Source organism: Klebsiella sp. K5-204 (genome assembly GCF_030128585.1).
GTDB lineage: Bacteria > Pseudomonadota > Gammaproteobacteria > Enterobacterales > Enterobacteriaceae > Klebsiella > Klebsiella quasipneumoniae.
The window spans coordinates 194,462-220,287 of sequence record NZ_JAKUZS010000004.1 but is presented as its reverse complement, the minus strand read 5'-3'; the positions used below and the strand labels follow the sequence as shown (position 1 = coordinate 220,287).

Below are 25,826 nucleotides of genomic sequence, written 5' to 3'. Positions count from 1 at the left end.
GTTTATTTCTCCGCCGCAGCGGTGGACTGTGGCCGCTGGATGGCCGCCACCTGATGTTCAAGGTCGCTCAGTCGTTGGCGAAGCTGTTGTATATCCGTCTCTTTTTCAGGTTCGTCGGGGTCCGTATTCGCCTTATGCTGCATGCCCCAACCGCGCTCAGGCTGGTACAGCGTGGCCCATATCCATAAAAACGGCCAGATGACGTGGAGCGTAAAAAGACTGACCCATCCGGCGACATGAATAGCATCGGAATGGGGGTGGTTGCGTTTTTTGGCAATCAAATAAGGAATATCGTGAATAATGATAATTCCATAAAAAATGACCAGAAAAACGAAGATCAGAACGCCCAGCGCAAAATAATTGAGAAACATAATTCCCTCGGCTTTACGCTAATAATTTATATGAATTTTAATCACGGCCCACTGATATCCGGACCGCTGATTTGAGCATAATTCACCCCTTTCATTTTTGCCATCCGGCGGAAAAAAGTTATTTAACAAACATGGTTGCTTAGTTACAGCGCCGCCTCGCCCTGGCCGCAAAACCGGGCCGAGATCACAGCGGTAAAAATCCACCGTGAAATTCTTTGTGATCAAAATCACAAACAAACAACAAAAACACGAAACAAAATTGTGACAAATATCACACAAAAACGCAGATTAGCGGCAAAAACGGCGGTCTGTTGTTTTTTTACACAGCTATTATGTGATCGCAATCACTACAAAACCCTCTCAGCCCCCTATATTCATGTGATCTAAATCACACTTAAGGGCGCTGGCTGGACAGCTAAACGATTCAGTGCCAGATTTCGCACTATCAATCAGGGCCCGGCTACCTCTGCCGCCACATTAACAACAAACCTCGGGCTTTTAGCCTGCGCGATACGCAAAACAGAAGAAGGGGTGTTTTATGTCATCCGATATCAAGATCAAAGTGCAAAGCTTTGGTCGTTTTCTCAGCAATATGGTGATGCCGAATATCGGCGCGTTTATCGCGTGGGGTATCATCACCGCGCTTTTCATTCCGACAGGGTGGTTGCCAAACGAAACGCTGGCGAAGCTGGTCGGTCCGATGATCACCTACCTGCTGCCGCTGCTGATCGGTTACACCGGCGGTAAATTAGTCGGCGGCGAACGTGGCGGCGTGGTCGGGGCGATCACCACCATGGGCGTTATCGTCGGCGCGGATATGCCGATGTTCCTCGGCTCCATGATCGCCGGCCCGCTGGGCGGCTACTGCATCAAGAAATTCGATAACTGGGTAGACGGTAAGATCAAATCCGGTTTTGAAATGCTGGTGAATAACTTCTCCGCCGGCATCATCGGGATGATCCTCGCCATTCTCGCCTTCCTCGGCATCGGCCCGGCGGTAGAAGTTCTGTCGAAAATTCTGGCGGCTGGCGTTAACTTCATGGTGGCGCACGACATGCTGCCGCTGGCGTCTATCTTCGTGGAACCGGCAAAAATCCTGTTCCTCAATAACGCCATCAACCACGGTATCTTCTCGCCGCTGGGTATTCAGCAGTCCCACGAGCTGGGTAAATCCATCTTCTTCCTGATTGAAGCTAACCCGGGTCCGGGGATGGGCGTTCTGCTGGCGTACATGTTCTTTGGCCGCGGCAGCGCTAAACAGTCTGCAGGCGGGGCGGCTATCATCCACTTCCTGGGGGGTATCCATGAAATCTACTTCCCGTACGTGCTGATGAACCCACGTCTGATCCTGGCCGTTATCCTCGGCGGGATGACCGGTGTCTTCACCCTGACCATCCTCAACGGCGGTCTGGTCTCTCCGGCTTCCCCGGGCTCTATCCTGGCGGTGCTGGCGATGACGCCGAAAGGGGCCTACTTCGCGAACATCGCAGCCATTATCGCCGCGATGGCGGTCTCCTTCGTCGTCTCTGCGGTTCTGCTCAAGACCAGCAAAGTCAAAGAAGAAGACGATATCGAAGCCGCAACCCGTCGTATGCATGACATGAAAGCGGAATCCAAAGGCGCCAACCCGCTGGCGGCTGGCAATGTCACCAACGACCTGAGCCATGTGCGTAAAATCATCGTCGCCTGCGACGCCGGGATGGGCTCCAGCGCCATGGGCGCCGGGGTACTGCGCAAGAAAGTGCAGGATGCCGGCCTGAGCAACATCTCGGTCACCAACAGCGCCATCAATAACCTGCCGCCGGATGTTGACCTGGTGATCACCCACCGCGACCTGACCGAGCGCGCCATGCGCCAGGTACCGCAGGCGCAGCATATTTCGCTGACCAACTTCCTCGACAGCGGTCTGTACACCAGCCTGACCGAGCGTCTGGTGGCGGCCCAGCGCCACATCGACAACGAAGTTAAAGTCACCGATAGCCTGAAAGACAGCTTTGATGATACTGACAAAAACCTGTTCAAGCTGGGTGCGGATAACATCTTCCTCGGTCGCAAAGCGGCCACCAAAGAAGAAGCCATTCGCTTCGCCGGCGAGCAGCTGGTGAAAGGCGGCTACGTCGAGCCGGAATATGTGCAGGCGATGCTGGACCGCGAAAAACTGACCTCGACCTATCTCGGCGAGTCCATCGCGGTGCCGCACGGCACCATCGAAGCGAAAGACCGCGTGCTGAAAACCGGCGTCGTCTTCTGCCAGTACCCGGAAGGGGTGCGCTTTGGGGAAGATGAAGACGATGTTGCCCGCCTGGTGATCGGCATCGCCGCCCGCAACAACGAGCACATTCAGGTGATTACCAGCCTGACCAATGCGCTGGATGACGAAACGGTGATTGAGCGCCTGGCGAAAACCACCAGCGTCGACGACGTACTGGCGCTGCTGAATAAATAATCAGCGCTATCCAACCCTCTCCTTTGGGAGAGGGTTGGGGTGAGGGAAAAAGCCTCACCCCAGCCCTCTCAGGTAAAAACATTAATTGAAGGTTAATACTATGAAAGCATTACATTTTGGCGCAGGTAATATCGGACGTGGCTTTATCGGTAAACTGCTGGCTGACGCGGGCATCGACCTGACGTTTGCCGATGTCAATCAGACCGTACTTGATGCCCTGAATGCCCGTCATAGCTACCAGGTTCACGTCGTTGGCGAAAATGAGCAGGTGGATACCGTCTCCGGCGTGAATGCCGTCAGCAGCATTGGCGACGAGGTAGTGGAGTTGATCGCCAGCGTCGACCTGGTGACCACCGCCGTCGGTCCCGTCGTTCTTGAGCGCATCGCCCCGGCCATCGCCAAAGGGCTGGCGAAGCGCAAGGCGCAGGGCACCGAACGCCCGCTGAACATTATCGCCTGCGAAAACATGGTGCGCGGCACCACGCAGTTAAAAGGCCACGTATTTAACGCCCTGGCGGAGGAAGATAAGGCCTGGGTGGAAACCCATATCGGCTTCGTCGACTCCGCCGTTGACCGTATTGTGCCGCCATCGGCGTCCGCTACCCATGACCCGCTGGAAGTCACCGTGGAAACCTTCAGCGAATGGATCGTCGATAAAACCCAGTTCAAGGGCGAACTGCCGACCATCCCGGGAATGGAATTAACTGATAACCTGATGGCATTTGTCGAACGCAAGCTCTTCACCTTGAACACCGGGCATGCTATAACCGCCTACCTCGGAAAACTGGCGGGCCACCAGACGATTCGCGACGCGATCCTCGACGAGAAAATTCGGGCCGTCGTGCAGGGCGCGATGGAGGAGAGCGGCGCGGTGTTGATCAAACGCTACGCCTTTGACCCGCAGAAGCACGCGGCTTATATCCAGAAAATTCTTGGCCGTTTCGAGAACCCGTACCTGAAAGACGATGTCGAGCGCGTAGGCCGTCAGCCGCTGCGCAAACTGAGCGCCGGCGACCGTTTAATTAAGCCGCTGCTGGGTACGCTGGAATACGGCCTGCCGCACCGCAATCTGGTGAAAGGGATTGCGGCGGCGATGCATTTCCGTAGCGAAGACGATCCGCAGGCGCAGGAGCTGGCGACACTGATCGCCGACAAAGGGCCGCAGGCCGCGCTGGCGCAGATTTCCGGCCTTGACGCGGCAAGCGATGTCGTCGCGGAGGCCGTTAACGACTATAACGCGGTAAAATGATGCACAACCTGGCGCGGCCGACGTCGCGCCCATTACGACTCCTGTCAGATATGCAGGCAATGATGGAAGAAACACAAGCATTTGAAAACCGTGTGCTTGAGCGTCTGAATGCTGGCAAAACCGTACGAAGCTTCCTGATCGCCACCGTCGAGCTGTTAACGGAAGCGGTCAATATTCTGGTGCTTCAGGTGTTCCGTAAAGACGACTACGCGGTGAAATACGCCGTCGAGCCCTTGCTGGAGGGCAGCGGGCCGCTCGGCGATCTCTCAGTACGCCTGAAGCTGATTTATGGCCTTGGGGTGATAAGTCGTGCCGAATATGAAGACGCCGAGCTGCTGATGGCCCTGCGCGAAGAGCTTAATCACGACGGCAATGAGTACAGCTTTACCGACGACGAAATTATCGGTCCGTTCGGCGAACTGCACTGCGTCGCCGCCCTGCCGCCAACGCCGCAGTTTGATGACAGCGACGCCGAACTGCTGGCAATGCAGAAACTGCGTTACCAGCAGATGGTGCGTTCAACGATGGTGTTGTCCCTGACTGAGCTGATTTCACGAATCAGCTTAAAAAAAGCCTTCCAGAAATCAACGCTCTGATTCCGGCGCCGTCTGGTCGCAGGTCGGCCGGTAAAGCTGACGATAATATTCCAGACGCTGCAGAAACAACGCTTCCTTATCCTGAGGGATATCTCGCGGTACATGCTGCAGCCGCGGAGACTTTTTCAAATACTCCATAAACGCCTGACTGGAAGCCATAAAATCAACCGCTTTGTCGATTAAACGTGGTACGCCGTCGCCGATCTTTGCCATCACGTCCTCCTTTTGGGAATAATCTGATTAAGCATTAGCCAATTCACCGGCGTGGGTTAAGGAAAACGTGCTTATCTGCCGACAGGCTTCACAGAAATGAAATTAGCGCGGGTATCGGAAGGAATAATTATAAAATTCAAATTATTAGCAGATTAAGGTATTGTATTCTGACGGCGATAAACGGCGAATTTTTGATAAATAGCTATCAACAATAGCGGTCACGGCACATACTATAGGCGAATGAAGCCCCTTTATTAACAGATCAAATCACCATGAAAGAAGTCGAAAAGAATGAAATCAAACGTCTGAGCGATCGTCTCGACGCCATCCGCCACCAGCAGGCCGAGCTGTCGCTGGTGGAAGCTGCCGATAAATACGCGGAGCTGGAGAAAGAAAAAGCCACTCTGGAAACGGAGATTGAACGTCTGCGTTCCGTCCAGAGCCAGAAGCTGAGCAAAGAGGCGCAGAAGCTGATGAGCCTGCCGTTCCGCCGCGCGATTACCAAAAAAGAGCAGGCCGATATGGGTAAGCTGAAGAAAAGCGTCCGCGGCCTGGTGGTCGTCCATCCGATGACCGCCCTGGGCCGGGAAATGGGCCTGAAAGAGATGACCGGTTTCGCCCGCAGCGAATTCTGATCCCCAGCCCTCTCCGTTCGGAGAGGGTTATTCTGTCCTTCCCCCCCCCTTTTTCGTTCCCTGCCCGGCCGATTGGTCCAACCAATAATTTTATCTACCCCCGGCAGTTCACAAATCCATCAAAATACATCACAAACCCGTTGCCTAAGAGTAACATCTGGTTAACCATTCGTTGTCATCAACCCTGCTATCCCTAATTGGCCGGGCCAATTTTACCTACGACGGGTCGGCAAAGAGCGCAGACTCAGCCCACCCGTCCTGGCGGCCCGATGGAGACCCTGCATGAATCTCTGGCAACAAAACTACGATCCCGCCGGTAATATCTGGTTATCCAGTCTTATCGCATCGCTACCGATTCTGTTTTTCTTTTTTGCGCTGATAAAGCTCAAACTGAAAGGCTATCTCGCCGCTACCTGGACCGTTGCGATCGCCCTGGCCGTCGCATTGCTGTTCTATAAAATGCCGGTGGATCGCGCCCTGGCCTCGGTGGTGTATGGCTTCTTCTACGGACTGTGGCCCATCGCCTGGATTATTATTGCCGCAGTCTTCGTCTATAAAATCTCGGTGAAGACCGGACAGTTCGACATTATCCGCTCGTCGATCCTGTCGATTACGCCTGACCAGCGCCTGCAGATGCTGATCGTCGGCTTCTCGTTCGGCGCCTTTCTCGAAGGGGCGGCGGGATTTGGCGCGCCGGTGGCGATTACCGCGGCGCTGCTGGTCGGCCTCGGGTTTAACCCGCTGTATGCCGCAGGCCTGTGCCTGATCGTCAACACCGCGCCGGTGGCCTTCGGCGCGATGGGCATCCCGATCCTGGTGGCCGGTCAGGTGACCGGTATCGACAGCTTCGCCATCGGCCAGATGGTGGGCCGCCAGCTGCCGTTCCTGACCATTATCGTGCTGTTCTGGATCATGGCGATTATGGACGGCTGGCGGGGTATCAAAGAGACCTGGCCGGCGGTGATGGTCGCAGGCGGCTCGTTCGCTATCGCCCAGTACCTCAGCTCTAACTTCCTTGGCCCGGAGCTGCCGGACATCATCTCATCGCTGGTCTCCCTGGTCTGCCTGACCCTGTTCCTCAAACGCTGGCAGCCGGCGCGGATCTTCCGCTTTGGCGATATCGGCGCCTCGCAGGTGGATATGACGCTGGCCCGCACGCGCTACACCGCGGGACAAGTGATCCGCGCCTGGTCGCCGTTCCTGTTCCTGACCGCCACCGTGACCCTGTGGAGCGTGCCGCCGTTCAAAGCGCTGTTCGCACCGGGCGGCGCGATGTATGACTTCGTCATCAATATTTCGGTGCCGTTCCTCGACAAAATGGTCGCCCGCATGCCGCCGGTGGTCAGCGCCGCGACGCCTTACGCCGCCATCTATAAGTTTGACTGGCTGTCGGCAACCGGCACCGCCATTCTGTTCGCCGCCCTGCTGTCCATCGTCTGGCTGCGCATGAAGCCGAAAGACGCGCTGACCACCTTCGCCGGAACGCTGAAGGACCTGGCGCTGCCGATCTACTCTATCGGCATGGTGCTGGCGTTCGCCTTTATCTCCAACTACTCCGGGCTGTCGTCGACCCTGGCCCTGGCGCTGGCCCATACCGGCCACGCGTTTACTTTCTTCTCGCCGTTCCTGGGCTGGCTGGGGGTATTCCTGACCGGTTCGGACACCTCGTCTAACGCCCTGTTCGCCGCGCTGCAGGCAACGGCGGCGCAGCAGATTGGCGTCTCCGATATCCTGCTGGTCGCGGCCAATACCACCGGCGGCGTCACCGGCAAGATGATTTCCCCGCAGTCGATCGCCATCGCCTGCGCCGCGGTAGGCCTGGTGGGTAAAGAGTCGGATCTGTTCCGCTTTACCGTCAAACACAGCCTGATCTTCACCTGCATGGTGGGTCTGATCACTACGCTGCAGGCCTACGTTTTAACCTGGATGATACCGTGATAGTGATGCCTAAACGCCTGGCCGACGACGTGGCGCGTCGCGTCCGGGCGCTGATTGAAGAACAACAGCTGGAGGCGGGCATGCGACTGCCCGCCGAGCGCCAGCTCGCCGCTCAGCTCGGCGTCTCGCGCAATTCCCTGCGCGAAGCGCTGGCGATGCTGGTCAATGAAGGGGTGCTGCTGAGCCGTCGCGGCGGCGGCACTTTCGTCCGCTTTCAGCATGAGCCGTGGTCGGAGCAAAACATCGTCCAGCCGCTGAAGACGCTGCTGGCCGATGACCCTGACTACAGCTTCGACATCCTCGAGGCCCGCCACGCCATCGAAGCCAGCACCGCGTGGCACGCGGCGATGCGGGCCACCGACGCCGATAAAGAAAAAATTCGCCTGTGCTTTGAAGCGACCCAGAGCGAAGACCCGGATATCGCCTCGCAGGCGGACGTCCGCTTTCATCTGGCCATCGCCGAAGCCTCGCATAACGTGGTGCTCCTGCAAACCATGCGCGGCTTTTTCGACCTGCTGCACTCCTCCGTCAAGCAGAGCCGTCAGCGGATGTATCTGGTGCCGCCGGTTTTTGCCCGCCTGACCGAACAGCACCAGGCCGTCATGGAGGCGATTGTCGCCGGCGACGCCGAGGCGGCGCGCCAGGCGATGATGGCCCACTTAGGTTTTGTCCACGCCACCATTAAACGTTTTGATGAAGACCAGGCCCGCCAGGCGCGAATTACTCGCCTGCCCGGCGATGCTATTGATAATTCCAGGGAGAATTCGTGATGATTATTTCCGCCGCCAGCGACTATCGCGCCGCCGCCCAGCGTATCCTGCCGCCGTTCCTGTTCCACTATATCGACGGCGGGGCTTACGCCGAACATACCCTGCGCCGCAACGTCGAGGACCTTTCCGACGTGGCGCTGCGCCAGCGTATTCTGCGCAATATGTCGGACCTGAGCCTCGAGACCACCCTCTTCAACGAGAAGCTGGCGATGCCGACGGCGCTGGCGCCGGTGGGGCTGTGCGGAATGTACGCCCGCCGCGGCGAAGTGCAGGCCGCCGGCGCAGCGGATGACAAAGGCATTCCGTTTACCCTCTCCACCGTTTCCGTCTGTCCGATCGAAGAGGTCGCCCCGACCATCAAGCGGCCAATGTGGTTCCAGCTGTATGTTCTGCGCGACCGCGGCTTTATGCGTAATGCGCTGGAGCGCGCGAAGGCGGCGGGTTGTTCAACGCTGGTCTTTACCGTCGATATGCCGACTCCCGGCGCCCGCTACCGCGACGCCCATTCCGGCATGAGCGGCCCGAACGCCGCCCTGCGCCGCTACTGGCAGGCGGTCACCCATCCGCAGTGGGCATGGGACGTTGGCCTCAACGGCCGTCCGCACGATCTGGGGAATATCTCCGCCTATCTCGGCCAGCCGACCGGCCTGGAGGATTACATCGGCTGGCTGGCGAATAACTTCGATCCGTCGATTTCATGGAAAGACCTCGAGTGGATCCGTGATTTCTGGGACGGACCGATGGTGATCAAAGGGATCCTCGACCCGGAGGACGCCCGCGACGCGGTGCGCTTCGGCGCCGACGGCATTGTGGTCTCCAACCACGGCGGCCGCCAGCTTGACGGCGTGCTCTCCTCCGCCCGCGCCCTGCCGGCGATTGCCGACGCGGTGAAAGGCGACATTACCATTCTCGCCGACAGCGGCATCCGCAACGGTCTCGACGTCGTGCGCATGATCGCCCTGGGCGCCGACAGCGTACTGCTGGGCCGCGCTTACCTGTACGCCCTGGCGACCCACGGCAAGCAGGGGGTGGCGAATCTGCTGAATCTGATCGAGAAAGAGATGAAGGTGGCGATGACCCTGACCGGCGCAAAAACCATCGCGGACATTAGCCGTGATTCGCTGGTGCAGAACGCGGAGGCGCTGCAGACCTTCGATGCGCTGAAGCAGCATAACGCGGCATAAGCTGCGCCGTTTTGCTCTCCCCCTCCCCCTCTCCCTCAGGGAGAGGGCCGGGGTGAGGGTTGACCAAATATCTGCTATTCTGCCCCCCGCAATTAAGGGGGCAGTATGCTGAACATCGTGTTATTCGAACCAGAGATCCCGCCAAACACCGGGAATATTATCCGCCTGTGCGCCAACACGGGCTTCAGTCTGCATATCATTGAGCCCATGGGCTTCACCTGGGACGATAAGCGTCTGAGACGCGCCGGACTGGACTATCACGAGTTCACCGCCGTGCAGCGCCACGCCGATTACGCGGCGTTTATCGCCAGCGCGCAGCCACAGCGTCTGTTCGCCCTGACCACCAAAGGTACGCCGGCGCACAGCGCGGTGAGCTATCAGGATGGCGATTTCTTGATGTTTGGTCCGGAAACCCGCGGTCTGCCGGCCAGCATCCTTGATGCCCTGCCGCCGGAGCAGAAAATTCGGATTCCGATGATGCCGGACAGCCGCAGCATGAACCTGTCAAACGCGGTGTCGGTGGTGGTGTACGAGGCCTGGCGGCAGCTGGGGTATCCAGGCGCCGTGCTGCGCAGCTAACTGACCCCTTCTCGGATGGCGGCGCACCGCGCCTTATCCGGGCGACATGCTGGGCGGGGAGAGATCGTAGGCCCGGTAAGCGCAGCGCCACCGGGCAAGAGGTTAAATCCCGTCACCGTACTCGAAAGTGTGGTGGATGCCGTTGAAATGCTGATCCATATCCATCGCCGGCTTGTCGCTCTCCGGCTTGCCGACGATACGCGCCGGCACGCCTGCGGCGGTGGTGTGCGGCGGAACCGGCTGCAATACCACCGAACCGGCGCCAATCTTCGCCCCACGCCCGACTTCGATATTGCCGAGGATTTTCGCTCCGGCGCCAATCATCACGCCTTCGCGAATTTTCGGGTGACGGTCGCCGCTGGTTTTACCGGTACCGCCGAGGGTGACCGACTGCAGTATAGAGACGTCATCCTCAATCACCGCCGTTTCGCCAACCACAATACCGGTGGCGTGGTCGAGCATAATCCCGCGGCCGATTTTCGCCGCCGGGTGGATATCCACCTGGAAAGAGACGGACACCTGGTTTTGCAGGAAAATCGCCAGCGCACGCCGGCCCTGAGTCCACAGCCAGTGGCCGATACGATAGGCCTGCAGGGCATGGAAACCCTTCAGATAGAGCAACGGCGTAGAGTATTTATCCACCGCCGGGTCACGCGTGCGCACCGCCTGAATATCGCAGGCCGCCGAGGCGATCATTTCCGGGTCGGCGGCGTAGGCTTCTTCCACCACTTCGCGAATGGCGATAGCCGGCATAATCGGGGAAGCCAGCTTATTGGCCAGCATATAGCTCAGCGCGCTGCCCAGATTTTCATGCTTGAGTAGCGTTGCGTGGTAAAAACTGGCGAGCATTGGCTCACAGTCCGCCAGAGCCCGGGCTTCGGCTTTAATATTATTCCAGACGATATCCAGTTCTTCACACGGCATTGCATACTCCAGGCGATATGGTAATGACCTGCCAGTTCTGCGCTGGCAGGGTCATTCAGGTGACAAAGGAAAGCTAATTGCTGCTGCGCTCGTCCTTGCGGGCGCGACCCAATAAGGTCAATGCTGCCTCGCGCGCAATTTTTCCGCAATACAATACCTGATAAATTTCCTCGGTTATTGGCATTTCGACACCTAAACGCTGTGCCAGAACGCGAACTTCCTTGGTATTGCGGTAGCCTTCAACCACCTGGCCAATCTTTTCCTGGGCGCTTTGCACGTCCATCCCCTGGCCGAGCATCATGCCGAAGCGACGGTTACGGGACTGGTTGTCGGTGCAGGTGAGCACCAGGTCACCGAGACCGGCCATGCCCATAAAGGTTTCCGGGTCGGCGCCCAGCGCCGCGCCAAGACGAGACATTTCCACCAGGCCACGGGTAATCAGCGCCGTCCGCGCATTGGCGCCGAAGCCGATGCCGTCCGACATCCCCGCCCCGATGGCGATGACGTTTTTCACCGCGCCGCCGAGCTGGACGCCGATAAAGTCCGGGTTGATGTAGACGCGGAAGCTCTTGCCGCAGTGCAGCAGGTGCTGCAGATCCTCGGCAAACTGCGGATCCGTCGCCGCCAGCGAAATCGCCGTCGGCAGGCCGGCGGCCAGCTCTTTGGCGAAGGTTGGCCCGGAGATCACCGCCAGCGGGATATCATCGCCCAGCGCTTCACGCGCCACGTCCTGCAGCAGACGACCGGTTTCGGCCTCGAGACCTTTGGTCGCCCATACCAGACGCGCGTCAGGACGCATCAGCGATTTAATCTGGCGTAACACCTGACCAAACACATGGCTTGGCACCACCACCAGAATATCGCGGCTGGCGGCCAGGGCGGTGGCCAGGTCGCTTTCAAGATGCAGCGTATCCGGGAAAGGCACATCGGGAAGGAACGCGGCGTTGCAGCGATCGTGTTGCAGCGTCGCGATATGTTTCGGGTCATGGCCCCAGAGCACAACGTGGTGGCCATTTCTTGCCAGGGTGATGGCAAGAGCGGTGCCGTAAGAGCCGGCACCGATCACAGTCATTGCAGCATTAAGTGCGTTCATCAGGCATCCTGATGTTGTTCTGCACCTTCGCCAGCCTGCTGCTGCAGATAGTTCATAAACAGCGCATCGAAGTTCACTGGCGCAAGGTTAAGTTGCGGGAAGGTACCGCGGGAAACCAGGCTGGTGATGCACTCGCGCGCGTACGGGAACAGAATGTTCGGGCAGTATGCGCCAAGGCAGTGCGCCATCTGGGTGCCTTCGATGCCGTCGATGGAGAAAATACCGCCCTGCTGTACTTCGCAGAGGAACGCGGTCTCTTCGCCCAGCGCGGCGGTCACGGTTACACGCAGCACCACTTCATAAACGCCTTCAGCCAGCTGGGTGGAGGCGGTATCCAGATCAAGTTTAACTTCCGGCTGCCAGTCTTTCTGGAAAACTTGCGGCGCGTTCGGCGCTTCAAAAGAGATATCTTTGGTATAGATACGCTGGATCTGGAAGGTCATTTCGGTGCTGTTTTGTTCTGACATAGTAAAACCCTTTCGTGTTGTCCTTAAATACGCGCTTCCGGCAGGGAAAGCGCGCAAAAATTAGCGCAAGAGGGGATCAAGTCCACCACGTGAATCAAGCGCATACAAGTCGTCACAGCCGCCAATGTGCTGCGCATCAATAAAAATCTGCGGAACCGTCGTCCGTCCGCTGCGCTGGATCATCTCCTCACGCTTCGCGGCATCGCCATCGATCGGCAACTCATGGAACGTTACGCCTTTGCTGTTCAGCAGCGCTTTCGCGCGGATGCAGAACGGGCAGGTCGCTTTGGTGTAGATCTCAATATTGGCCATGACTTCACTCCTGTTATTACCCTGAGGGTTTTACGCCGCAGCCTGTGTTCCCCTCACGTCAGGCGCGAAGGGGAAAACGCGGCGGCATCACCACGCGAGGTAAGTTATTTGCCGCGTACCAGAGGGAGGTTTTCGCCGCTCCAGCCAGCAATGCCCTCTTTCAGTACAAAGACTTTTTCAAACCCGGCTTTGTTCAGCGCGCTGGCTGGCTCTTGCGCCTGCATGCCGGAACCGTCTACCACAATAATGGGTTGCGATTTGTGTTTTTCCAACTCGCCGACGTTATTCGCTTTGATATCGCTGGGCAGCAGGTTGATGGCGCCGGCAATATGGCCTTTACGGAAATCGTCACGCTGACGCAGGTCGACCACCACCGCGTCTTCTTTATTGATAAGACGCGTCGCTTCACCACGGGTGATGACTTTAACTTTCGACATCAGGCCCTTGAAGGTGGTGAACAGCACCGCCCCCAGCAGCGCGATCCACGCGATGCTCAGAACAGGGTGACGGCCGATGAATTGCATAATTTCTTGCATGGGGGGTTACAACTCCCGACTAAGTGAGAAAAAAACCAGGAAAGGAGTATACCTGTGCCTTGCGGCAATTACAGCCAGTGAGCGCGATGTAATGTATTTTCTGCGGGCGGCGGCGAAAAAAAGCCGTTCTCGCTGACGCGCCGCGGCCCGGCCGCTCCCTTTCTTTGATCTTTCACGGGGATTTAAACGATTCAGCTGTAGTAAAATTACGCAAAATTTCTGTCTTTGAGCATGAGGTTGTCGCAATGTCGGTTACTAAAAAACCTATGGTACTGGTGATTCTGGATGGCTACGGCTATCGCGAAGACCAACAGGATAACGCCATTTACAGCGCTAAAACGCCGGTAATGGACGCCCTGTGGGCCAAACGTCCGCATACCCTGATCGATGCATCCGGCCTGGAAGTTGGCCTGCCGGACCGTCAGATGGGGAACTCCGAAGTGGGCCACGTCAACCTGGGCGCCGGTCGTATCGTCTATCAGGACCTGACCCGTCTCGATGTGGAAATTAAAGAACGCACCTTCTTCGCCAATCCGGTACTGACCGCCGCGGTCGATAAAGCGGTTGCCGCGGGTAAAGCGGTACATATCATGGGTCTGATGTCGCCGGGCGGCGTTCACAGCCATGAAGATCACATCATGGCGATGGTGGAGCTGGCGGCAGAGCGCGGCGCTGAGAAGATCTACCTGCACGCTTTCCTCGACGGTCGTGACACCCCGCCGCGCAGCGCGGAAAAAACGCTGGCAAAATTCGAAGCCAAATTTGCCGCGCTGGGCAAGGGCCGCATCGCGTCGCTCATTGGCCGCTACTACGCCATGGACCGCGACAACCGCTGGGATCGCGTTGAGCAGGCTTACGATCTGATGACGCTGGCGAAAGGCGAATTCCAGGCCGATACCGCCGTCGCCGGCCTGCAGGCTGCCTACGCCCGTGACGAAAACGACGAGTTCGTGAAAGCGACCGTGATCCGCGCCGCCGGCCAGGCCGATGCCGCGATGGAAGATGGCGATGCGCTGATCTTCATGAACTTCCGTGCTGACCGCGCACGCGAAATCACCCGCGCCTTCGTCAACGCCGACTTCGACGGCTTTGCGCGTAAGAAAGTGGTTAACCTCGACTTCGTGATGCTCACCGAATATGCCGCCGACATCAAAGTGGCCTGCGCCTACCCGCCCGCCTCGCTGGCCAATACCTTCGGCGAGTGGATGGCGAAGCACGATAAAACCCAACTGCGCATCTCCGAAACCGAGAAATACGCCCACGTCACCTTCTTCTTCAACGGCGGCGTAGAAGAGCCGTTCAAAGGCGAAGAGCGGATCCTGATTAACTCGCCGAAAGTGGCGACCTACGATCTGCAGCCGGAAATGAGCTCCGCCGAGCTGACCGAAAAACTGGTCGCGGCCATCAAAGGCGGCCAGTACGACACCATCATCTGTAACTACCCGAACGGCGATATGGTTGGCCATACCGGCGTGATGGAAGCGGCAGTGAAAGCCGTTGAAGCGCTGGATCACTGTATCGATCAGGTGGCGCAGGCGGTGGAATCCGTTGGCGGCCAGCTGCTGATCACCGCCGACCACGGTAACGCCGAACAGATGCGCGACCCGGCCACCGGTCAGGCGCACACCGCCCACACCAACCTGCCGGTTCCGCTGATCTACGTCGGTAACAAAGCGGTTAAAGCGGTCAATGGCGGCAAACTTTCCGACATCGCCCCGACCATGCTGTCGCTGATGGGAATGGAAATCCCGCAAGAGATGACTGGCAAGCCGCTGTTCATCGTGGAATAATCCTTCCCCATGAGGGGAAAGGCGACGTATTCAACTACATGGATCGCAACGGCAGTTCGATCCGTCCTTTACGCCAGCGCGCTCAGCGCTGGCGTATTACTGTGCGCGTCATCTGCGCACGCCGACGATCGCGATCAGCTAAAGTCCATCCAGGCCGACATCGCCGCCAGGCAGCGGGCGATTAAGCAACAGCAGCAGCAGCGCGCAAGCCTGCTCGCTCAGCTCAAAGCGCAGGAAGAGGCGATCGCCGCCGCGGCCCGCAAACTGCGCGAAACCCAGGACAGCCTGAACCAGCTCAATAAGCAGATTGACGAGATGAACGCTTCTCTCGCGAAGCTGGAGCGCCAGCGCGCGTCTCAGGAGCGTAACCTCGCCGCGCAGCTTGACGCGGCGTTCCGCCAGGGGCCGCATACCGGCATCCAGATGGTGCTGAGCGGTGAAGAGGGTCAGCGCAATCAGCGGATGCAGGTCTATTTCAGCTATTTCAACCAGGCCCGCCAGGAAACCATCGCGGAACTGAAGAAAACGCGCGAAGAGATGGCGGTGCAAAAGTCGATGCTCGAAGAGAAGCAGAGCCAGCAGCAGACGCTGGTCTACGAGCAAAAAGCCCAGCAGGCGAAGCTGGAGCAGGCGCGTAACGAACGGAAAAAGACCCTTTCCGGCCTGGAGTCCTCCATTCAGCGGGGTCAGCAACAGTTAAGTGAATTGCGGGCTAACGAATCGCGCCTACGCGGTCGTATCGCCCAGGCGGAGGCTGCCGCCAAAGCCCGTGCCGATCGGGAAGCTCGCGATGCGCAGGCGGTGCGCGACCGCCAGCAGGAAGCATCGCGCAAAGGCACCACCTATAAACCAACGGAAAGCGAGCGTTCGCTGATGTCGCGCACTGGCGGGCTGGGCTCGCCGCGCGGTCAGGCGTTTTGGCCGGTTCGCGGTCCGCTCCTTCATCGATATGGCGAACAGCTGCAAGGTGAACTACGTTGGAAAGGGATGGTTATCGCCGCGTCTGAAGGCACCGAAGTCAGAGCGATTGCCGATGGTCGGGTCATTCTGGCCGACTGGCTGCAGGGCTATGGTCTGGTGGTGGTGGTCGAGCATGGCAAAGGCGACATGAGCCTGTATGGCTATAACCAAAGCGCGCTGGTCAGCGTCGGTACGCAGGTGCGTGCCGGTCAGCCTATCGCGCTCGTAGGCAGCAGCGGCGGTCAGGGCCGTCCGTCGCTCTATTTCGAAATTCGCCGCCAGGGTCAGGCGGTCAATCCACAGCCGTGGTTGGGAAGATAAGTTTTGCTTCAATTTCGCGCAATTGCTCTTGCCGTAGCCGGTTCGCTGGCTCTGGCGGCGCCAGCGTTCGCTGGCAAACTCTCCATCGTTATTGACGATTTTGGCTACCGCCCGCAGACCGAAAATCAGGTGCTGGCGCTGCCGTCCACTATCTCCGTCGCCGTGCTGCCGAACGCGCCGCACGCCCGGGAAATGGCCACGAAAGCGCATAATCTGGGCCATGAAGTGCTCATCCACCTGCCGATGGCGCCGCTCAGCAAACAGCCGCTGGAAAAAGACACCCTGCGTCCCGAAATGAGCAGCGAGGAGATCGAGCGCATCATCCGCGAGGCCTATGGCAAAGTCCCCTACGCCGTCGGGCTGAATAACCATATGGGCAGCGCGATGACCTCCAACCTGTTTGGCATGCAGAAGGTGATGCAGGCCCTGGAGCGCTACAATCTCTATTTTCTCGACAGCGTGACCATCGGCAATACCCAGGCCATGCGCGCCGCGCAGGGCACCGGGGTGAAGGTGATTAAGCGTAAGGTGTTTCTGGACGATACGCAGAATGAAGCCGATATCCGCACCCAGTTCAACCGCGCCATCGCCCTGGCGCGGCGTAACGGTTCGGCGATAGCCATTGGCCATCCGCATCCGACGACGGTGCGGGTGCTGCAGCAGATGGTCTATAACCTGCCGCCGGATATCACGCTGGTGCGCCCGAGCAGCCTGCTCAACGAGCCGCAGGTCGACAACTCGACGCCAAACTACGCTCAGCCGCCTGCGCAACAAACGCCGCCGCAGCAGCAGAAGCCGCGTAATCCGTTCCACGGCGTGAAGTATTGCAAGCCGAAGCGCCCGCTGGAGCCCGTGAACGCCAGCCGCTTCTTCACTATCCTCAGCGACAGCATCAGCCAGAGCGCGCTGGTCCAGTACTATCGCCTCAAATGGCAGGGCTGGGACAATCCCGGCAGCTAGACCACTCAGGGGTCCGTTCGCTTTTGCGCGACGGGCGCCTGGTTATCTTCGTGGGCGTACCACGCCTTAAAATATTTGAGAAAGCTGTAAAACGTGGCGTACAGGCCGGTGACCACGCCGACTTTGCCATAGCGCCACGCCCCGCTGAACAGATACCACTTAAAGAAAGCGCCAATGGCGCTGACGATCCCCCGCGTCAGCGAAGGTGTGATCTGCTGGTGCTTCACCAGCCGGGTGGTATAGCTGTTCAGCTTATTAAACACTTCATGCAGCGAATAAAAGGTGTCATGGCGTACAAAGCCCGGCAGCCTGACGGAGCGCGCGTGTCCGACCACCTGATCATCCACCGGCCGGTCGTTAAACCGCGCCTGCTGGCGGTTAAAGAGGCGCACCGGGTAATCCGGCGAGGAAATGGGGTAGATCGTCCGCACCTGCGTGCCGAGGACAAACCAGTAGCGCGGCAAACGCCAGGCGCAGGCCGGGTCAGGCTCCTCCCCCGCTTTTAGCGCCTGAATGGCCGCCACGACGTCGTTATCAAGAATTTCATCGCTGTCCATGCACAGCACCCAGTCATGGCTGGCCAGCCCGATGGCATAGTTCATCTGCGCGCCGTGGGCTTTATAGGCATGATGATGGACGGTGAGACCAAACTGCTGACAAATAGAGACCGTTTCGTCGGTGCTACCGGAGTCGACGACAATACACTCATCGGCCACCTTCAGCAGCGGGGGCAGCACCTCCATGAGCAGACGTGCAGAGTTACAGGTCAGTAAGCATACGGAGAGTTTAAGCATGATCGTTTCAAAGTTAAACCGCGACTAAACACACTGTATAAGCGAATAACCGTAAAATCGATGTAGAAATTGTGCGCTTGATATTAAGCAGGCTAAAAATGTTATCCAAATCTAAATTAAGGCGCCCGCAGGCGCCTTTTTTGCTGATGTTTACAACAGACCGGAGGCGTTATTCCCAGCTCAGAACCACTTTACCGGACTGACCGGAGCGCATGGCGTCAAAGCCCTTCTGGAAGTCGTCAATGCCGAAGCGGTGGGTGATGATCGGCGAAAGATCCAGGCCAGACTGGATCAGCGCCGCCATCTTGTACCAGGTTTCGAACATTTCGCGACCATAGATCCCTTTGATAAACAGCCCTTTGAAGATGACCTTGGTCCAGTCGATGGACATATCCGACGGCGGGATACCCAGCATCGCGATACGGCCGCCGTGGTTCATGGTATCCAGCATGCTGCGGAACGCCGGCGGCGCGCCGGACATCTCCAGACCCACGTCGAAACCTTCGGTCATCCCCAGCTCGGCCATCACGTCGTTGAGGTTCTCTTTCGCCACGTTCACCGCGCGGGTGACGCCCATTTTGCGCGCCAGCTCGAGACGGTACTCGTTAACGTCAGTGATCACCACGTTACGCGCGCCGACGTGTTTCGCCACCGCCGCCGCCATCACGCCGATCGGACCGGCGCCGGAGACCAGCACGTCTTCCCCCACCAGATCGAAGGAGAGCGCGGTGTGCACGGCGTTGCCGAATGGGTCGAAGATGGACGCCAGGTCATCAGAGATATTGTCGGGAATTTTAAAGGCGTTAAAGGCCGGGATCACCAGATACTCGGCAAAGCAGCCCGGGCGGTTGACGCCCACGCCGATGGTGTTGCGGCACAGGTGGGTACGGCCTGCGCGGCAGTTACGGCAGTGGCCGCAGGTGATATGCCCTTCGCCGGAGACGCGGTCGCCAATCTTAAAGCCGCGCACTTCCTGGCCAATCCCCACCACTTCGCCGACATATTCGTGCCCGACCACCATCGGCACCGGAATGGTCTTCTGCGACCACTCATCCCAGTTGTAGATGTGCACGTCGGTCCCGCAAATGGCGGTCTTGCGGATTTTAATCAGCAGATCGTTATGGCCGACTTCCGGTTCCGGTACGTCGGTCATCCAGATGCCTTCTTCCGCTTTCAGTTTGGATAACGCTTTCATCTCACACCCTTATTAGGCGATGACGCCCAGTTGTTTGCCGATGCGGGTAAAGGCTTCCACCGCACGCTCAATTTGTTCAGGGGTATGCGCCGCCGACATCTGGGTGCGAATACGCGCCTGGCCTTTCGGTACCACCGGATAGAAGAAGCCGGTGACATAGATCCCTTCTTTCTGCAGTTCGCGGGCAAAGTTCTGCGCCACCACCGCTTCACCCAGCATCACCGGAATGATGGCGTGGTCGGCGCCCGCCAGGGTGAAGCCTGCCGCAGTCATTTTTTCACGAAACAGACGCGCGTTGGCCCACAGGCGATCGCGCAGGTCTGCGCCCTCTTCGACCATCTCCAGCACTTTGATGGAGGCGGCCACGATGGCCGGCGCCAGAGAGTTGGAGAACAGATACGGACGGGAACGCTGGCGCAGCCACTCGACCACCTCTTTGCGTGCGGCGGTGTAGCCGCCGGAGGCGCCGCCCAGCGCTTTACCCAGCGTGCCGGTGATGATGTCGACGCGCCCCATCACATCGCAGTATTCGTGGGAGCCGCGACCGTTTTCGCCGACGAAGCCGACGGCGTGGGAGTCATCGACCATCACCAGCGCATCGTATTTATCCGCCAGGTCGCAAACGCCTTTCAGGTTGGCGATCACGCCGTCCATCGAGAAGACGCCGTCGGTGGCGATCAGCACGTGACGCGCGCCAGCGTCGCGGGCTTCTTTCAGACGCGCTTCCAGTTCCTGCATATCGTTGTTGGCATAGCGGAAGCGCTTCGCTTTACACAGGCGCACGCCGTCAATGATCGAGGCATGGTTCAGGGCGTCGGAGATAATGGCGTCTTCCGGGCCGAGCAGCGTTTCAAACAGGCCGCCGTTGGCGTCGAAGCAGGAGGAGTAGAGAATTGCGTCTTCCATACCGAGGAAATCCGCCAGCTTCTTCTCCAGCTGCTTGTGCGTATCCTGGGTGCCGCAGATGAAGCGTACCGAGGCCATCCCGAAACCGTGGCTGTCCATACCGGATTTCGCCGCGTCGATCAGCGCCGGGTGGTTGGCCAGACCCAGATAGTTATTGGCGCAGAAGTTAATCACGTGGCTGTTGCCGACGGTAATGTCCGCCTGCTGCGCCGAGGTGATGATGCGCTCTTCTTTAAATAAGCCTTCGGCCCGAGCGGTCTCCAGATTGCTAGTTAACTGTTTGTAGAAATCACCACGCATTGCAACTCTCCAGATTCGGCAAAATTTGGCACATATTACCCAAAGCTATACGCTGATACGAGATGATGCAGGCCTGAATGAATTATTTGCAGCATAAATCACGTCAGCCCAGCACCTTATTCTGCGAATGGCTGTAGGCTTGCTCATGTGGTGATATGATATGAGCATTCATGTCCGGATTGTCTCCGGGCTCTCAACTTCAAAGGTACAGTTATGATCATCGTAACCGGCGGCGCAGGCTTTATCGGTAGCAACATCGTTAAAGCGCTGAATGACAAGGGCATTACCGACATTCTGGTTGTCGACAATCTGAAAGACGGCACCAAGTTTGTGAACCTGGTTGACCTGAACATCGCTGACTACATGGATAAAGAAGACTTTCTGATCCAGATTATGGCAGGCGAAGAGTTCGGCGACATTGACGCAATCTTCCACGAAGGCGCGTGCTCTTCCACCACGGAGTGGGACGGCAAGTACATGATGGACAACAACTATCAGTACTCCAAAGAGCTGCTGCACTACTGCCTGGAGCGCGAAATTCCGTTCCTGTACGCCTCTTCGGCGGCCACCTACGGTGGACGCACCAGCGATTTCATCGAGTCTCGCGAGTATGAGCAGCCGCTAAACGTCTACGGCTACTCCAAATTCCTGTTCGATGAATACGTTCGTCAGATCCTGCCGGAAGCCAATTCGCAGATCGTCGGCTTCCGCTACTTCAACGTCTACGGGCCGCGCGAAGGCCACAAAGGCAGCATGGCAAGCGTCGCTTTCCACCTCAACACCCAGCTGAATAATGGCGAAAGTCCGAAACTGTTCGAAGGCAGCGACGGCTTCAAGCGCGACTTCGTCTACGTCGGCGACGTGGCTGACGTCAACCTGTGGTTCTGGGAAAACGGCGTTTCCGGCATCTTCAACCTCGGCACTGGCCGCGCGGAATCCTTCCAGGCCGTCGCCGACGCGACCCTGGCGTACCACAAAAAAGGCAGCATCGAGTACATCCCATTCCCGGACAAACTGAAAGGCCGCTACCAGGCGTTCACCCAGGCGGATCTGACTAACCTGCGTAAAGCGGGCTATGACAAACCGTTCAAAACCGTTGCCGAAGGCGTAACGGAGTATATGGCCTGGCTGAATCGGGATGCGTAAGAGATAACATGAAAATTCTGGTGGTAGGCCCGTCTTGGGTGGGCGACATGATGATGTCGCAAAGTCTTTATCGTACGCTCAGGGCGCGCTATCCCCAGGCGATTATCGACGTGATGGCGCCAGCCTGGTGTCGTCCGTTGTTATCGCGCATGCCGGAAGTGAACGAAGCGATCCCGATGCCGCTGGGCCACGGCGCGCTGGCTATCGGCGAACGCCGCAAGCTCGGCCACAGCCTGCGCGAGCGTCGCTACGATCGCGCTTACGTGCTGCCAAACTCGTTTAAATCGGCATTAGTCCCCTTCTTCGCCAACATCCCGCTGCGCACCGGCTGGCGCGGCGAGATGCGCTACGGCCTGCTCAACGACGCCCGGGTGCTGGACAAAGACGCCTGGCCGCTGATGGTGGAACGCTACGTGGCGCTGGCCTACGACAACGGCGTGATGCGCTGCGCCAAAGATCTGCCGCAGCCGCTGCTATGGCCGCAGCTGCAGGTCAACGAAGGGGAAAAGTCGCAGGCCTGCAGCGCCTTTAACCTGTCCAACGATCGGCCGATCATCGGCTTTTGCCCCGGCGCGGAGTTCGGCCCGGCAAAACGCTGGCCGCACTATCACTATGCTGCGCTGGCGAAAAAGCTCATCGACGATGGTTATCAGATTGCGCTATTTGGCTCGGCAAAAGATAACGAGGCCGGCAAAGAGATCATCGCCGCCCTCAGCAGCGAGCAGCAGGCCTGGTGCCGGAATCTGGCGGGTGAAACCCAGCTGGAGCAGGCGGTGATCCTGATTGCCGCCTGTAAAGCGGTGGTGACTAACGATTCGGGGCTGATGCACGTCGCCGCGGCGCTGGACCGTCCGCTGGTGGCGCTGTATGGCCCGAGCAGTCCGGACTTTACCCCGCCGCTGTCGCATAAAGCGCGCGTGATCCGTCTGATTACCGGCTACCACAAGGTGCGCAAAGGCGATGCCGCGGAAGGTTATCATCAGAGCCTGATCGACATTACGCCAGAGCGCGTCCTGCAAGAGCTGAACGAATTGCTGACGGAAAAAACCGGGCACGAGGAAGCGTAGCGGATGCGGGTATTGATTGTAAAAACCTCATCGATGGGCGACGTGCTGCACACGCTGCCCGCGCTGACCGACGCCGCGCAGGCCATCCCCGGCATCCGCTTCGACTGGGTTGTGGAAGAAGGCTTCGCGCAGATCCCCTCCTGGCATGACAGCGTCGAGCGGGTGATCCCGGTGGCGATCCGCCGCTGGCGTAAAGCCTGGTTCTCCGCGCCGATCAAAGCGGAGCGTAAAGCCTTTCGCGAGGCCGTCCAGGCGGTCAAGTATGACGCCATTATCGACGCCCAGGGGCTGGTGAAAAGCGCTGCGCTGGTCACCCGTCTGGCGCACGGCGTCAAGCATGGTATGGACTGGCAAACGGCCCGCGAGCCGCTGGCCAGCCTGTTTTACAACCGCCGCCACCACATTGCGAAACAGCAACACGCGGTGGAGCGTACCCGCGAGCTGTTCGCCAAAAGCCTCGGCTACGCGAAACCCCAAACCCAAGGGGATTACGCCATTGCGCGCCATTTCCTGCAGCACGAGGCTAACGCTGCCGCCCCCTATCTGGTGTTTCTGCACGCCACCACCCGCGACGATAAGCACTGGCCGGAAAACCGCTGGCAGGAACTGCTCGATCTGCTGGCCGACAGCGGCATCCGCATTAAGCTGCCGTGGGGCGCCCCGCACGAAGAGGCGCGGGCGAAGCGGCTGGCGGAAGGCCGGGAGTATGTTGAAGTGCTGCCGCGCATGAGCCTTGAGCAGGTGGCGCAGGTTCTGGCCAGCGCCCGGGCCGTCGTCTCGGTCGATACCGGCCTGAGTCATCTGACCGCCGCGCTGGATAAACCGAACTTCACGCTCTACGGCCCGACCGATCCGGGGCTGATTGGCGGATACGGTAAAAACCAGCACATCGTGCGGCCGGAAAACAGCGCCAGCACCGGCGATATTACCGCCAGCCGGGTTCATCTTCTTCTGCAAAATCAGGGGCTGCTCTGATGGGATCCCTGTTTAAGCAGATCTATCGCTACACCCGCCCTCGCGCTTATCGTCACAATGAAAATCTGTGGCCTTTTACCCGCATCGCCCGCGCGCCGAGCGGCGAAATCAGCGCGTTGCGTTATAAAGGGAAAACGGTGCCGCTGGTCAGCCTGAGCGCGCTGAAAAACAGCATGCAGGGCGAAGTCCTGCTGACCGCCACTGGCCCTTCGACCCGCAATATCGATTTTTCCCTGTTGTCGAAAACGATCCCGGTGATGGGCGTCAATGGTGCCTGGCATCTTGCCGACCGCCTGCACTTTTCGCTCTATACCATCGTCGACATGGAGTTTTTCGATAAGAAGCCGGACATTATCCGCGCCATCGTCAGTCAGCCGGACATTCTGCTGTTCACCACCATGCATGGGATCGCCAAAATCGTCGATCGCCATGCGGACGCGCTGCGCTGCCGTTTGGCGTTGATTGAGGACGGTTGCTATAAGATTTACCAGCCGAAAGTCGCCAGCGAAGCGATAAAGCGCACTTACCAGCAGAATCCGGCGATGTGCTTTCATCCCCAGCGCCCGGATATCTGTTTTAGCACCGATATTCGCCAGGGCGTCTTTGATGCCGGCACGGTGGTCTACTGGGCGCTGCAGATCCTCGCCTGGCTGGGCTTCAACACTATCCTGGTGAGCGGTCTGGATATGACTAACTTCAACCAGCCGCGATTCTACGAAACACAACAAGAAAAATTGCCTTCGTACCTGGCAACAAAAGTGGATACCCTCGTCATGCCCTCCTTTGCGCATGCCGCGCAGGTACTGCAGCAACGCCAGATCCGGGTCATTAATTTTTCACCAGAAAGCGCTGTGCCGGACACTATTTTCGAAAAGGTTGCGTTTAATGAGTACTTTAAAAATGAGTAACTACGCCAGACAGGGTTACTCGATTGTTTTTCCTTTGTTTTTATTTTTCAGCGCGATTTTTTGCATGTCCACCCGGACCAATAACCTGCTGCATTTATCGATCCTGCTGCTCTTGCTCTCGCTGGTACGCCCGGAAAACCGCCAGGCGCTGGCCGGCGTGTTACGCGAACAGTGGCAGACCTGGGCGCTGCTGGCGGTCTTCTTTATCTATTACGCCCTCAGTAACTTGTGGGGCCATACGCCGCAGCATATCGACTCGCCGATCACCCACGGCGTGTACCTGACGGGCTATCTGTTGCTGATGGCGATGCTGCTCTGCGACGAACGAACCCGCCGCCCGGCCATGCTGGCGGTGGTTGGCGGGATCACTGTGCTCTCGCTGTGGACGCTGATGTTCGACCACACCCTGGTCCTCACCGAACGGGCGGTCTCCCCCGAGAACCCCGGGCCAACAAACGTTATCGACCTTGCCGGATACTGCGGCATCGGCATCTTAATCTGCGGCATGCTACTGAAAGAAAAAGCCAGCCACTGGCTCTATCTGCCAGTGGCCATCATGCTGGTGATGATGCTGCTGACCCAAAGCCGCGGGCCGATCATCGCCCTGGTGCTGGCGGTCGGCTGTACGCTGCACCTGCACGTCTTCACCCGCCGCAACCTGCTGATCGCCGCGGCGCTGGCCGTGCTGGTGGCTCTGCTTTTGGTCATGACGCCGGTGGGCGACATGCTGCTCGCCCGTTTCGAAGAGTTGGGCACCCAAAGCGGGCTGCGCCTGAGCATCTGGCACCATACGCTGTCGGAGATGGCCAGCCAGCCCTGGCTGGGACGCGGTTTCAGCTATGAACTGGATTTCATCAACTACAGCGGCGAACACATCACCACCACCCACAGCGTATATATGGGCGCCCTGCTGAAAGGCGGCATCGTGGGTTTACTGCTGTTGCTGGCGGTCATTGCCTGCGGACTGTGGCAGGCGTGGCGCAAGCGCCGCTCCGACAGCCGCTACAGTCTGGCGATCCTGTTTTACGCGCTGGTATTTATGGCCTCGCAGGGGATGTTTATCATCAGCAACCCCCGGGAGACCTGGGTGCTGTTCTGGCTGCCGCTGGGCATTGCGCTCAGCAAAGGGCTGGCGGAAAAGCGTTAACAAGAAAGGGCCGCTGACGGCCCTTTTTTATATTCACTTTTCTA

Annotated in this window: 26 protein-coding genes; 16 read left to right on the top strand and 10 right to left on the bottom strand. The window is 58.4% G+C overall.

Annotation, left to right across the window (positions count from 1 at the left end; genetic code table 11):
* Window positions 1–2: 2 nt before the first annotated feature.
* The gene (locus tag MKR05_RS12620) at window positions 3–371 is read right to left on the bottom strand and encodes a DUF3302 domain-containing protein (protein ID WP_032454354.1); all 369 of its coding nucleotides are present in this window, start codon (window positions 369–371) and stop codon (window positions 3–5) included.
* Between the two features lie 538 nt (window positions 372–909).
* Between MKR05_RS12620 and mtlA the strand changes: the two genes are divergently transcribed.
* The 3 genes from mtlA to mtlR all read left to right on the top strand — a co-directional run bounded on the left by mtlA (window position 910) and on the right by mtlR (window position 4,662).
* Window positions 910–2,817, top strand: a complete 1,908-nt coding sequence (gene mtlA / locus MKR05_RS12615) for a PTS mannitol transporter subunit IICBA (protein ID WP_023291345.1) — start codon at window positions 910–912, stop codon at window positions 2,815–2,817.
* 100 nt (window positions 2,818–2,917) lie between these two features.
* The gene (mtlD, locus tag MKR05_RS12610; RefSeq protein WP_023291346.1) at window positions 2,918–4,066 is read left to right on the top strand and encodes a mannitol-1-phosphate 5-dehydrogenase; all 1,149 of its coding nucleotides are present in this window, start codon (window positions 2,918–2,920) and stop codon (window positions 4,064–4,066) included.
* Window positions 4,066–4,662 (top strand): mannitol operon repressor MtlR, encoded by a 597-nt coding sequence (mtlR, locus tag MKR05_RS12605; RefSeq protein ID WP_002922401.1) that lies wholly within the window; start codon window positions 4,066–4,068, stop codon window positions 4,660–4,662. Before mtlD ends, mtlR begins: the two co-directional genes overlap by 1 nt.
* On the opposite strand, the gene MKR05_RS12600 is transcribed toward mtlR, so the two are convergent.
* Window positions 4,651–4,875, bottom strand: a complete 225-nt coding sequence (locus tag MKR05_RS12600; protein ID WP_044525039.1) for a hypothetical protein — start codon at window positions 4,873–4,875, stop codon at window positions 4,651–4,653. The genes mtlR and MKR05_RS12600 overlap by 12 nt on opposite strands.
* Window positions 4,876–5,147: 272 nt before the next feature.
* On the opposite strand from MKR05_RS12600, the gene MKR05_RS12595 reads away from it, so the two are divergent.
* The 5 genes from MKR05_RS12595 to trmL all read left to right on the top strand — a co-directional run bounded on the left by MKR05_RS12595 (window position 5,148) and on the right by trmL (window position 9,981).
* Window positions 5,148–5,510, top strand: a complete 363-nt coding sequence (locus tag MKR05_RS12595; protein WP_002922410.1) for a YibL family ribosome-associated protein — start codon at window positions 5,148–5,150, stop codon at window positions 5,508–5,510.
* Window positions 5,511–5,792: 282 nt separating this feature from the next.
* Window positions 5,793–7,448 carry an L-lactate permease gene (gene lldP, locus MKR05_RS12590; protein WP_023291347.1) on the top strand — a complete coding sequence of 552 codons (1,656 nt, stop codon included), beginning with the start codon at window positions 5,793–5,795 and terminating at the stop codon, window positions 7,446–7,448.
* Entirely contained in the window at window positions 7,445–8,218 is a 774-nt protein-coding gene (gene lldR / locus MKR05_RS12585; RefSeq protein ID WP_004205041.1) for a transcriptional regulator LldR, read from the top strand. Before lldP ends, lldR begins: the two co-directional genes overlap by 4 nt.
* Window positions 8,218–9,402, top strand: coding sequence for an FMN-dependent L-lactate dehydrogenase LldD (gene lldD, locus MKR05_RS12580; RefSeq protein WP_004205042.1), 1,185 nt, complete (start codon window positions 8,218–8,220; stop codon window positions 9,400–9,402). Before lldR ends, lldD begins: the two co-directional genes overlap by 1 nt.
* Window positions 9,403–9,507: 105 nt before the next feature.
* On the top strand, window positions 9,508–9,981 hold the full coding sequence (gene trmL / locus MKR05_RS12575; RefSeq protein ID WP_023291348.1) for a tRNA (uridine(34)/cytosine(34)/5-carboxymethylaminomethyluridine(34)-2'-O)-methyltransferase TrmL: 474 nt from the start codon (window positions 9,508–9,510) through the stop codon (window positions 9,979–9,981).
* A 102-nt stretch (window positions 9,982–10,083) separates the two neighbouring features.
* On the opposite strand, the gene cysE is transcribed toward trmL, so the two are convergent.
* The 5 genes from cysE to MKR05_RS12550 form a co-directional block, all read right to left on the bottom strand.
* A complete protein-coding gene (gene cysE, locus MKR05_RS12570) occupies window positions 10,084–10,905 on the bottom strand; it encodes a serine O-acetyltransferase (RefSeq protein ID WP_002922426.1) in 822 nt (273 codons plus the stop codon).
* 73 nt (window positions 10,906–10,978) lie between these two features.
* Complete coding sequence (gene gpsA, locus MKR05_RS12565; protein ID WP_101995456.1) at window positions 10,979–11,998, bottom strand: NAD(P)H-dependent glycerol-3-phosphate dehydrogenase; 1,020 nt, start codon at window positions 11,996–11,998, stop codon at window positions 10,979–10,981.
* Complete coding sequence (gene secB, locus MKR05_RS12560) at window positions 11,998–12,465, bottom strand: protein-export chaperone SecB (protein WP_002922428.1); 468 nt, start codon at window positions 12,463–12,465, stop codon at window positions 11,998–12,000. The genes gpsA and secB overlap by 1 nt, the downstream gene beginning before the upstream one ends.
* Window positions 12,466–12,525: 60 nt before the next feature.
* Window positions 12,526–12,777 (bottom strand): glutaredoxin 3, encoded by a 252-nt coding sequence (gene grxC, locus MKR05_RS12555; RefSeq protein ID WP_002922429.1) that lies wholly within the window; start codon window positions 12,775–12,777, stop codon window positions 12,526–12,528.
* Between the two features lie 104 nt (window positions 12,778–12,881).
* The gene (locus MKR05_RS12550; RefSeq protein ID WP_023291350.1) at window positions 12,882–13,313 is read right to left on the bottom strand and encodes a rhodanese-like domain-containing protein; all 432 of its coding nucleotides are present in this window, start codon (window positions 13,311–13,313) and stop codon (window positions 12,882–12,884) included.
* Between the two features lie 245 nt (window positions 13,314–13,558).
* Between MKR05_RS12550 and gpmM the strand changes: the two genes are divergently transcribed.
* Genes gpmM through MKR05_RS12535 form a run of 3 tightly spaced genes read left to right on the top strand, consistent with a single transcriptional unit; the run spans window position 13,559 to window position 17,344 of the window.
* Window positions 13,559–15,103, top strand: coding sequence for a 2,3-bisphosphoglycerate-independent phosphoglycerate mutase (gene gpmM / locus MKR05_RS12545; RefSeq protein ID WP_023291351.1), 1,545 nt, complete (start codon window positions 13,559–13,561; stop codon window positions 15,101–15,103).
* A gap of 9 nt (window positions 15,104–15,112) precedes the next feature.
* Window positions 15,113–16,384 carry a murein hydrolase activator EnvC gene (gene envC, locus MKR05_RS12540; protein WP_023291352.1) on the top strand — a complete coding sequence of 424 codons (1,272 nt, stop codon included), beginning with the start codon at window positions 15,113–15,115 and terminating at the stop codon, window positions 16,382–16,384.
* A gap of 3 nt (window positions 16,385–16,387) precedes the next feature.
* The gene (locus MKR05_RS12535; protein ID WP_023291353.1) at window positions 16,388–17,344 is read left to right on the top strand and encodes a divergent polysaccharide deacetylase family protein; all 957 of its coding nucleotides are present in this window, start codon (window positions 16,388–16,390) and stop codon (window positions 17,342–17,344) included.
* Between the two features lie 5 nt (window positions 17,345–17,349).
* Here the strand turns inward: MKR05_RS12535 and MKR05_RS12530 are convergent, their stop codons facing one another.
* The 3 genes from MKR05_RS12530 to kbl all read right to left on the bottom strand — a co-directional run bounded on the left by MKR05_RS12530 (window position 17,350) and on the right by kbl (window position 20,539).
* On the bottom strand, window positions 17,350–18,138 hold the full coding sequence (locus MKR05_RS12530; RefSeq protein ID WP_023291354.1) for a glycosyltransferase family 2 protein: 789 nt from the start codon (window positions 18,136–18,138) through the stop codon (window positions 17,350–17,352).
* A 169-nt stretch (window positions 18,139–18,307) separates the two neighbouring features.
* Window positions 18,308–19,333 carry an L-threonine 3-dehydrogenase gene (tdh, locus tag MKR05_RS12525; protein ID WP_004205051.1) on the bottom strand — a complete coding sequence of 342 codons (1,026 nt, stop codon included), beginning with the start codon at window positions 19,331–19,333 and terminating at the stop codon, window positions 18,308–18,310.
* A gap of 12 nt (window positions 19,334–19,345) precedes the next feature.
* On the bottom strand, window positions 19,346–20,539 hold the full coding sequence (gene kbl, locus MKR05_RS12520; protein ID WP_065812615.1) for a glycine C-acetyltransferase: 1,194 nt from the start codon (window positions 20,537–20,539) through the stop codon (window positions 19,346–19,348).
* Window positions 20,540–20,752: 213 nt separating this feature from the next.
* Between kbl and rfaD the strand changes: the two genes are divergently transcribed.
* Genes rfaD through MKR05_RS12495 form a run of 5 tightly spaced genes read left to right on the top strand, consistent with a single transcriptional unit; the run spans window position 20,753 to window position 25,782 of the window.
* Window positions 20,753–21,685 carry an ADP-glyceromanno-heptose 6-epimerase gene (gene rfaD, locus MKR05_RS12515; RefSeq protein WP_023291355.1) on the top strand — a complete coding sequence of 311 codons (933 nt, stop codon included), beginning with the start codon at window positions 20,753–20,755 and terminating at the stop codon, window positions 21,683–21,685.
* An 8-nt stretch (window positions 21,686–21,693) separates the two neighbouring features.
* The gene (gene rfaF, locus MKR05_RS12510; RefSeq protein ID WP_044525043.1) at window positions 21,694–22,752 is read left to right on the top strand and encodes an ADP-heptose--LPS heptosyltransferase RfaF; all 1,059 of its coding nucleotides are present in this window, start codon (window positions 21,694–21,696) and stop codon (window positions 22,750–22,752) included.
* A gap of 3 nt (window positions 22,753–22,755) precedes the next feature.
* A complete protein-coding gene (gene rfaC, locus MKR05_RS12505) occupies window positions 22,756–23,727 on the top strand; it encodes a lipopolysaccharide heptosyltransferase RfaC (protein WP_284118623.1) in 972 nt (323 codons plus the stop codon).
* On the top strand, window positions 23,727–24,635 hold the full coding sequence (locus MKR05_RS12500; protein ID WP_050533481.1) for a sugar glycosyltransferase: 909 nt from the start codon (window positions 23,727–23,729) through the stop codon (window positions 24,633–24,635). Before rfaC ends, MKR05_RS12500 begins: the two co-directional genes overlap by 1 nt.
* On the top strand, window positions 24,613–25,782 hold the full coding sequence (locus MKR05_RS12495) for an O-antigen ligase (protein WP_284118624.1): 1,170 nt from the start codon (window positions 24,613–24,615) through the stop codon (window positions 25,780–25,782). Before MKR05_RS12500 ends, MKR05_RS12495 begins: the two co-directional genes overlap by 23 nt.
* Window positions 25,783–25,826 lie beyond the last annotated feature (44 nt).

Bases quoted from the DNA above. Each gene is read 5' to 3' on its own strand.
- mtlR (WP_002922401.1), top strand. From the start codon at position 4,066: ATGCACAACCTGGCGCGGCCGACGTCGCGCCCATTACGACTCCTGTCA.
- cysE (WP_002922426.1), bottom strand. From the start codon at position 10,905: ATGCCGTGTGAAGAACTGGATATCGTCTGGAATAATATTAAAGCCGAA.
- rfaD (WP_023291355.1), top strand. From the start codon at position 20,753: ATGATCATCGTAACCGGCGGCGCAGGCTTTATCGGTAGCAACATCGTT.
- mtlA (WP_023291345.1), top strand. From the start codon at position 910: ATGTCATCCGATATCAAGATCAAAGTGCAAAGCTTTGGTCGTTTTCTC.
- grxC (WP_002922429.1), bottom strand. From the start codon at position 12,777: ATGGCCAATATTGAGATCTACACCAAAGCGACCTGCCCGTTCTGCATC.
- envC (WP_023291352.1), top strand. From the start codon at position 15,113: ATGAGGGGAAAGGCGACGTATTCAACTACATGGATCGCAACGGCAGTT.
- secB (WP_002922428.1), bottom strand. From the start codon at position 12,465: ATGTCAGAACAAAACAGCACCGAAATGACCTTCCAGATCCAGCGTATC.
- MKR05_RS12550 (WP_023291350.1), bottom strand. From the start codon at position 13,313: ATGCAAGAAATTATGCAATTCATCGGCCGTCACCCTGTTCTGAGCATC.
- MKR05_RS12500 (WP_050533481.1), top strand. From the start codon at position 23,727: ATGGGATCCCTGTTTAAGCAGATCTATCGCTACACCCGCCCTCGCGCT.
- rfaF (WP_044525043.1), top strand. From the start codon at position 21,694: ATGAAAATTCTGGTGGTAGGCCCGTCTTGGGTGGGCGACATGATGATG.
- MKR05_RS12620 (WP_032454354.1), bottom strand. From the start codon at position 371: ATGTTTCTCAATTATTTTGCGCTGGGCGTTCTGATCTTCGTTTTTCTG.
- MKR05_RS12530 (WP_023291354.1), bottom strand. From the start codon at position 18,138: ATGCTTAAACTCTCCGTATGCTTACTGACCTGTAACTCTGCACGTCTG.
- lldP (WP_023291347.1), top strand. From the start codon at position 5,793: ATGAATCTCTGGCAACAAAACTACGATCCCGCCGGTAATATCTGGTTA.
- MKR05_RS12600 (WP_044525039.1), bottom strand. From the start codon at position 4,875: ATGGCAAAGATCGGCGACGGCGTACCACGTTTAATCGACAAAGCGGTT.
- gpmM (WP_023291351.1), top strand. From the start codon at position 13,559: ATGTCGGTTACTAAAAAACCTATGGTACTGGTGATTCTGGATGGCTAC.
- tdh (WP_004205051.1), bottom strand. From the start codon at position 19,333: ATGAAAGCGTTATCCAAACTGAAAGCGGAAGAAGGCATCTGGATGACC.
- gpsA (WP_101995456.1), bottom strand. From the start codon at position 11,998: ATGAACGCACTTAATGCTGCAATGACTGTGATCGGTGCCGGCTCTTAC.
- MKR05_RS12595 (WP_002922410.1), top strand. From the start codon at position 5,148: ATGAAAGAAGTCGAAAAGAATGAAATCAAACGTCTGAGCGATCGTCTC.
- rfaC (WP_284118623.1), top strand. From the start codon at position 22,756: ATGCGGGTATTGATTGTAAAAACCTCATCGATGGGCGACGTGCTGCAC.
- kbl (WP_065812615.1), bottom strand. From the start codon at position 20,539: ATGCGTGGTGATTTCTACAAACAGTTAACTAGCAATCTGGAGACCGCT.
- mtlD (WP_023291346.1), top strand. From the start codon at position 2,918: ATGAAAGCATTACATTTTGGCGCAGGTAATATCGGACGTGGCTTTATC.
- trmL (WP_023291348.1), top strand. From the start codon at position 9,508: ATGCTGAACATCGTGTTATTCGAACCAGAGATCCCGCCAAACACCGGG.
- lldD (WP_004205042.1), top strand. From the start codon at position 8,218: ATGATTATTTCCGCCGCCAGCGACTATCGCGCCGCCGCCCAGCGTATC.
- MKR05_RS12495 (WP_284118624.1), top strand. From the start codon at position 24,613: ATGAGTACTTTAAAAATGAGTAACTACGCCAGACAGGGTTACTCGATT.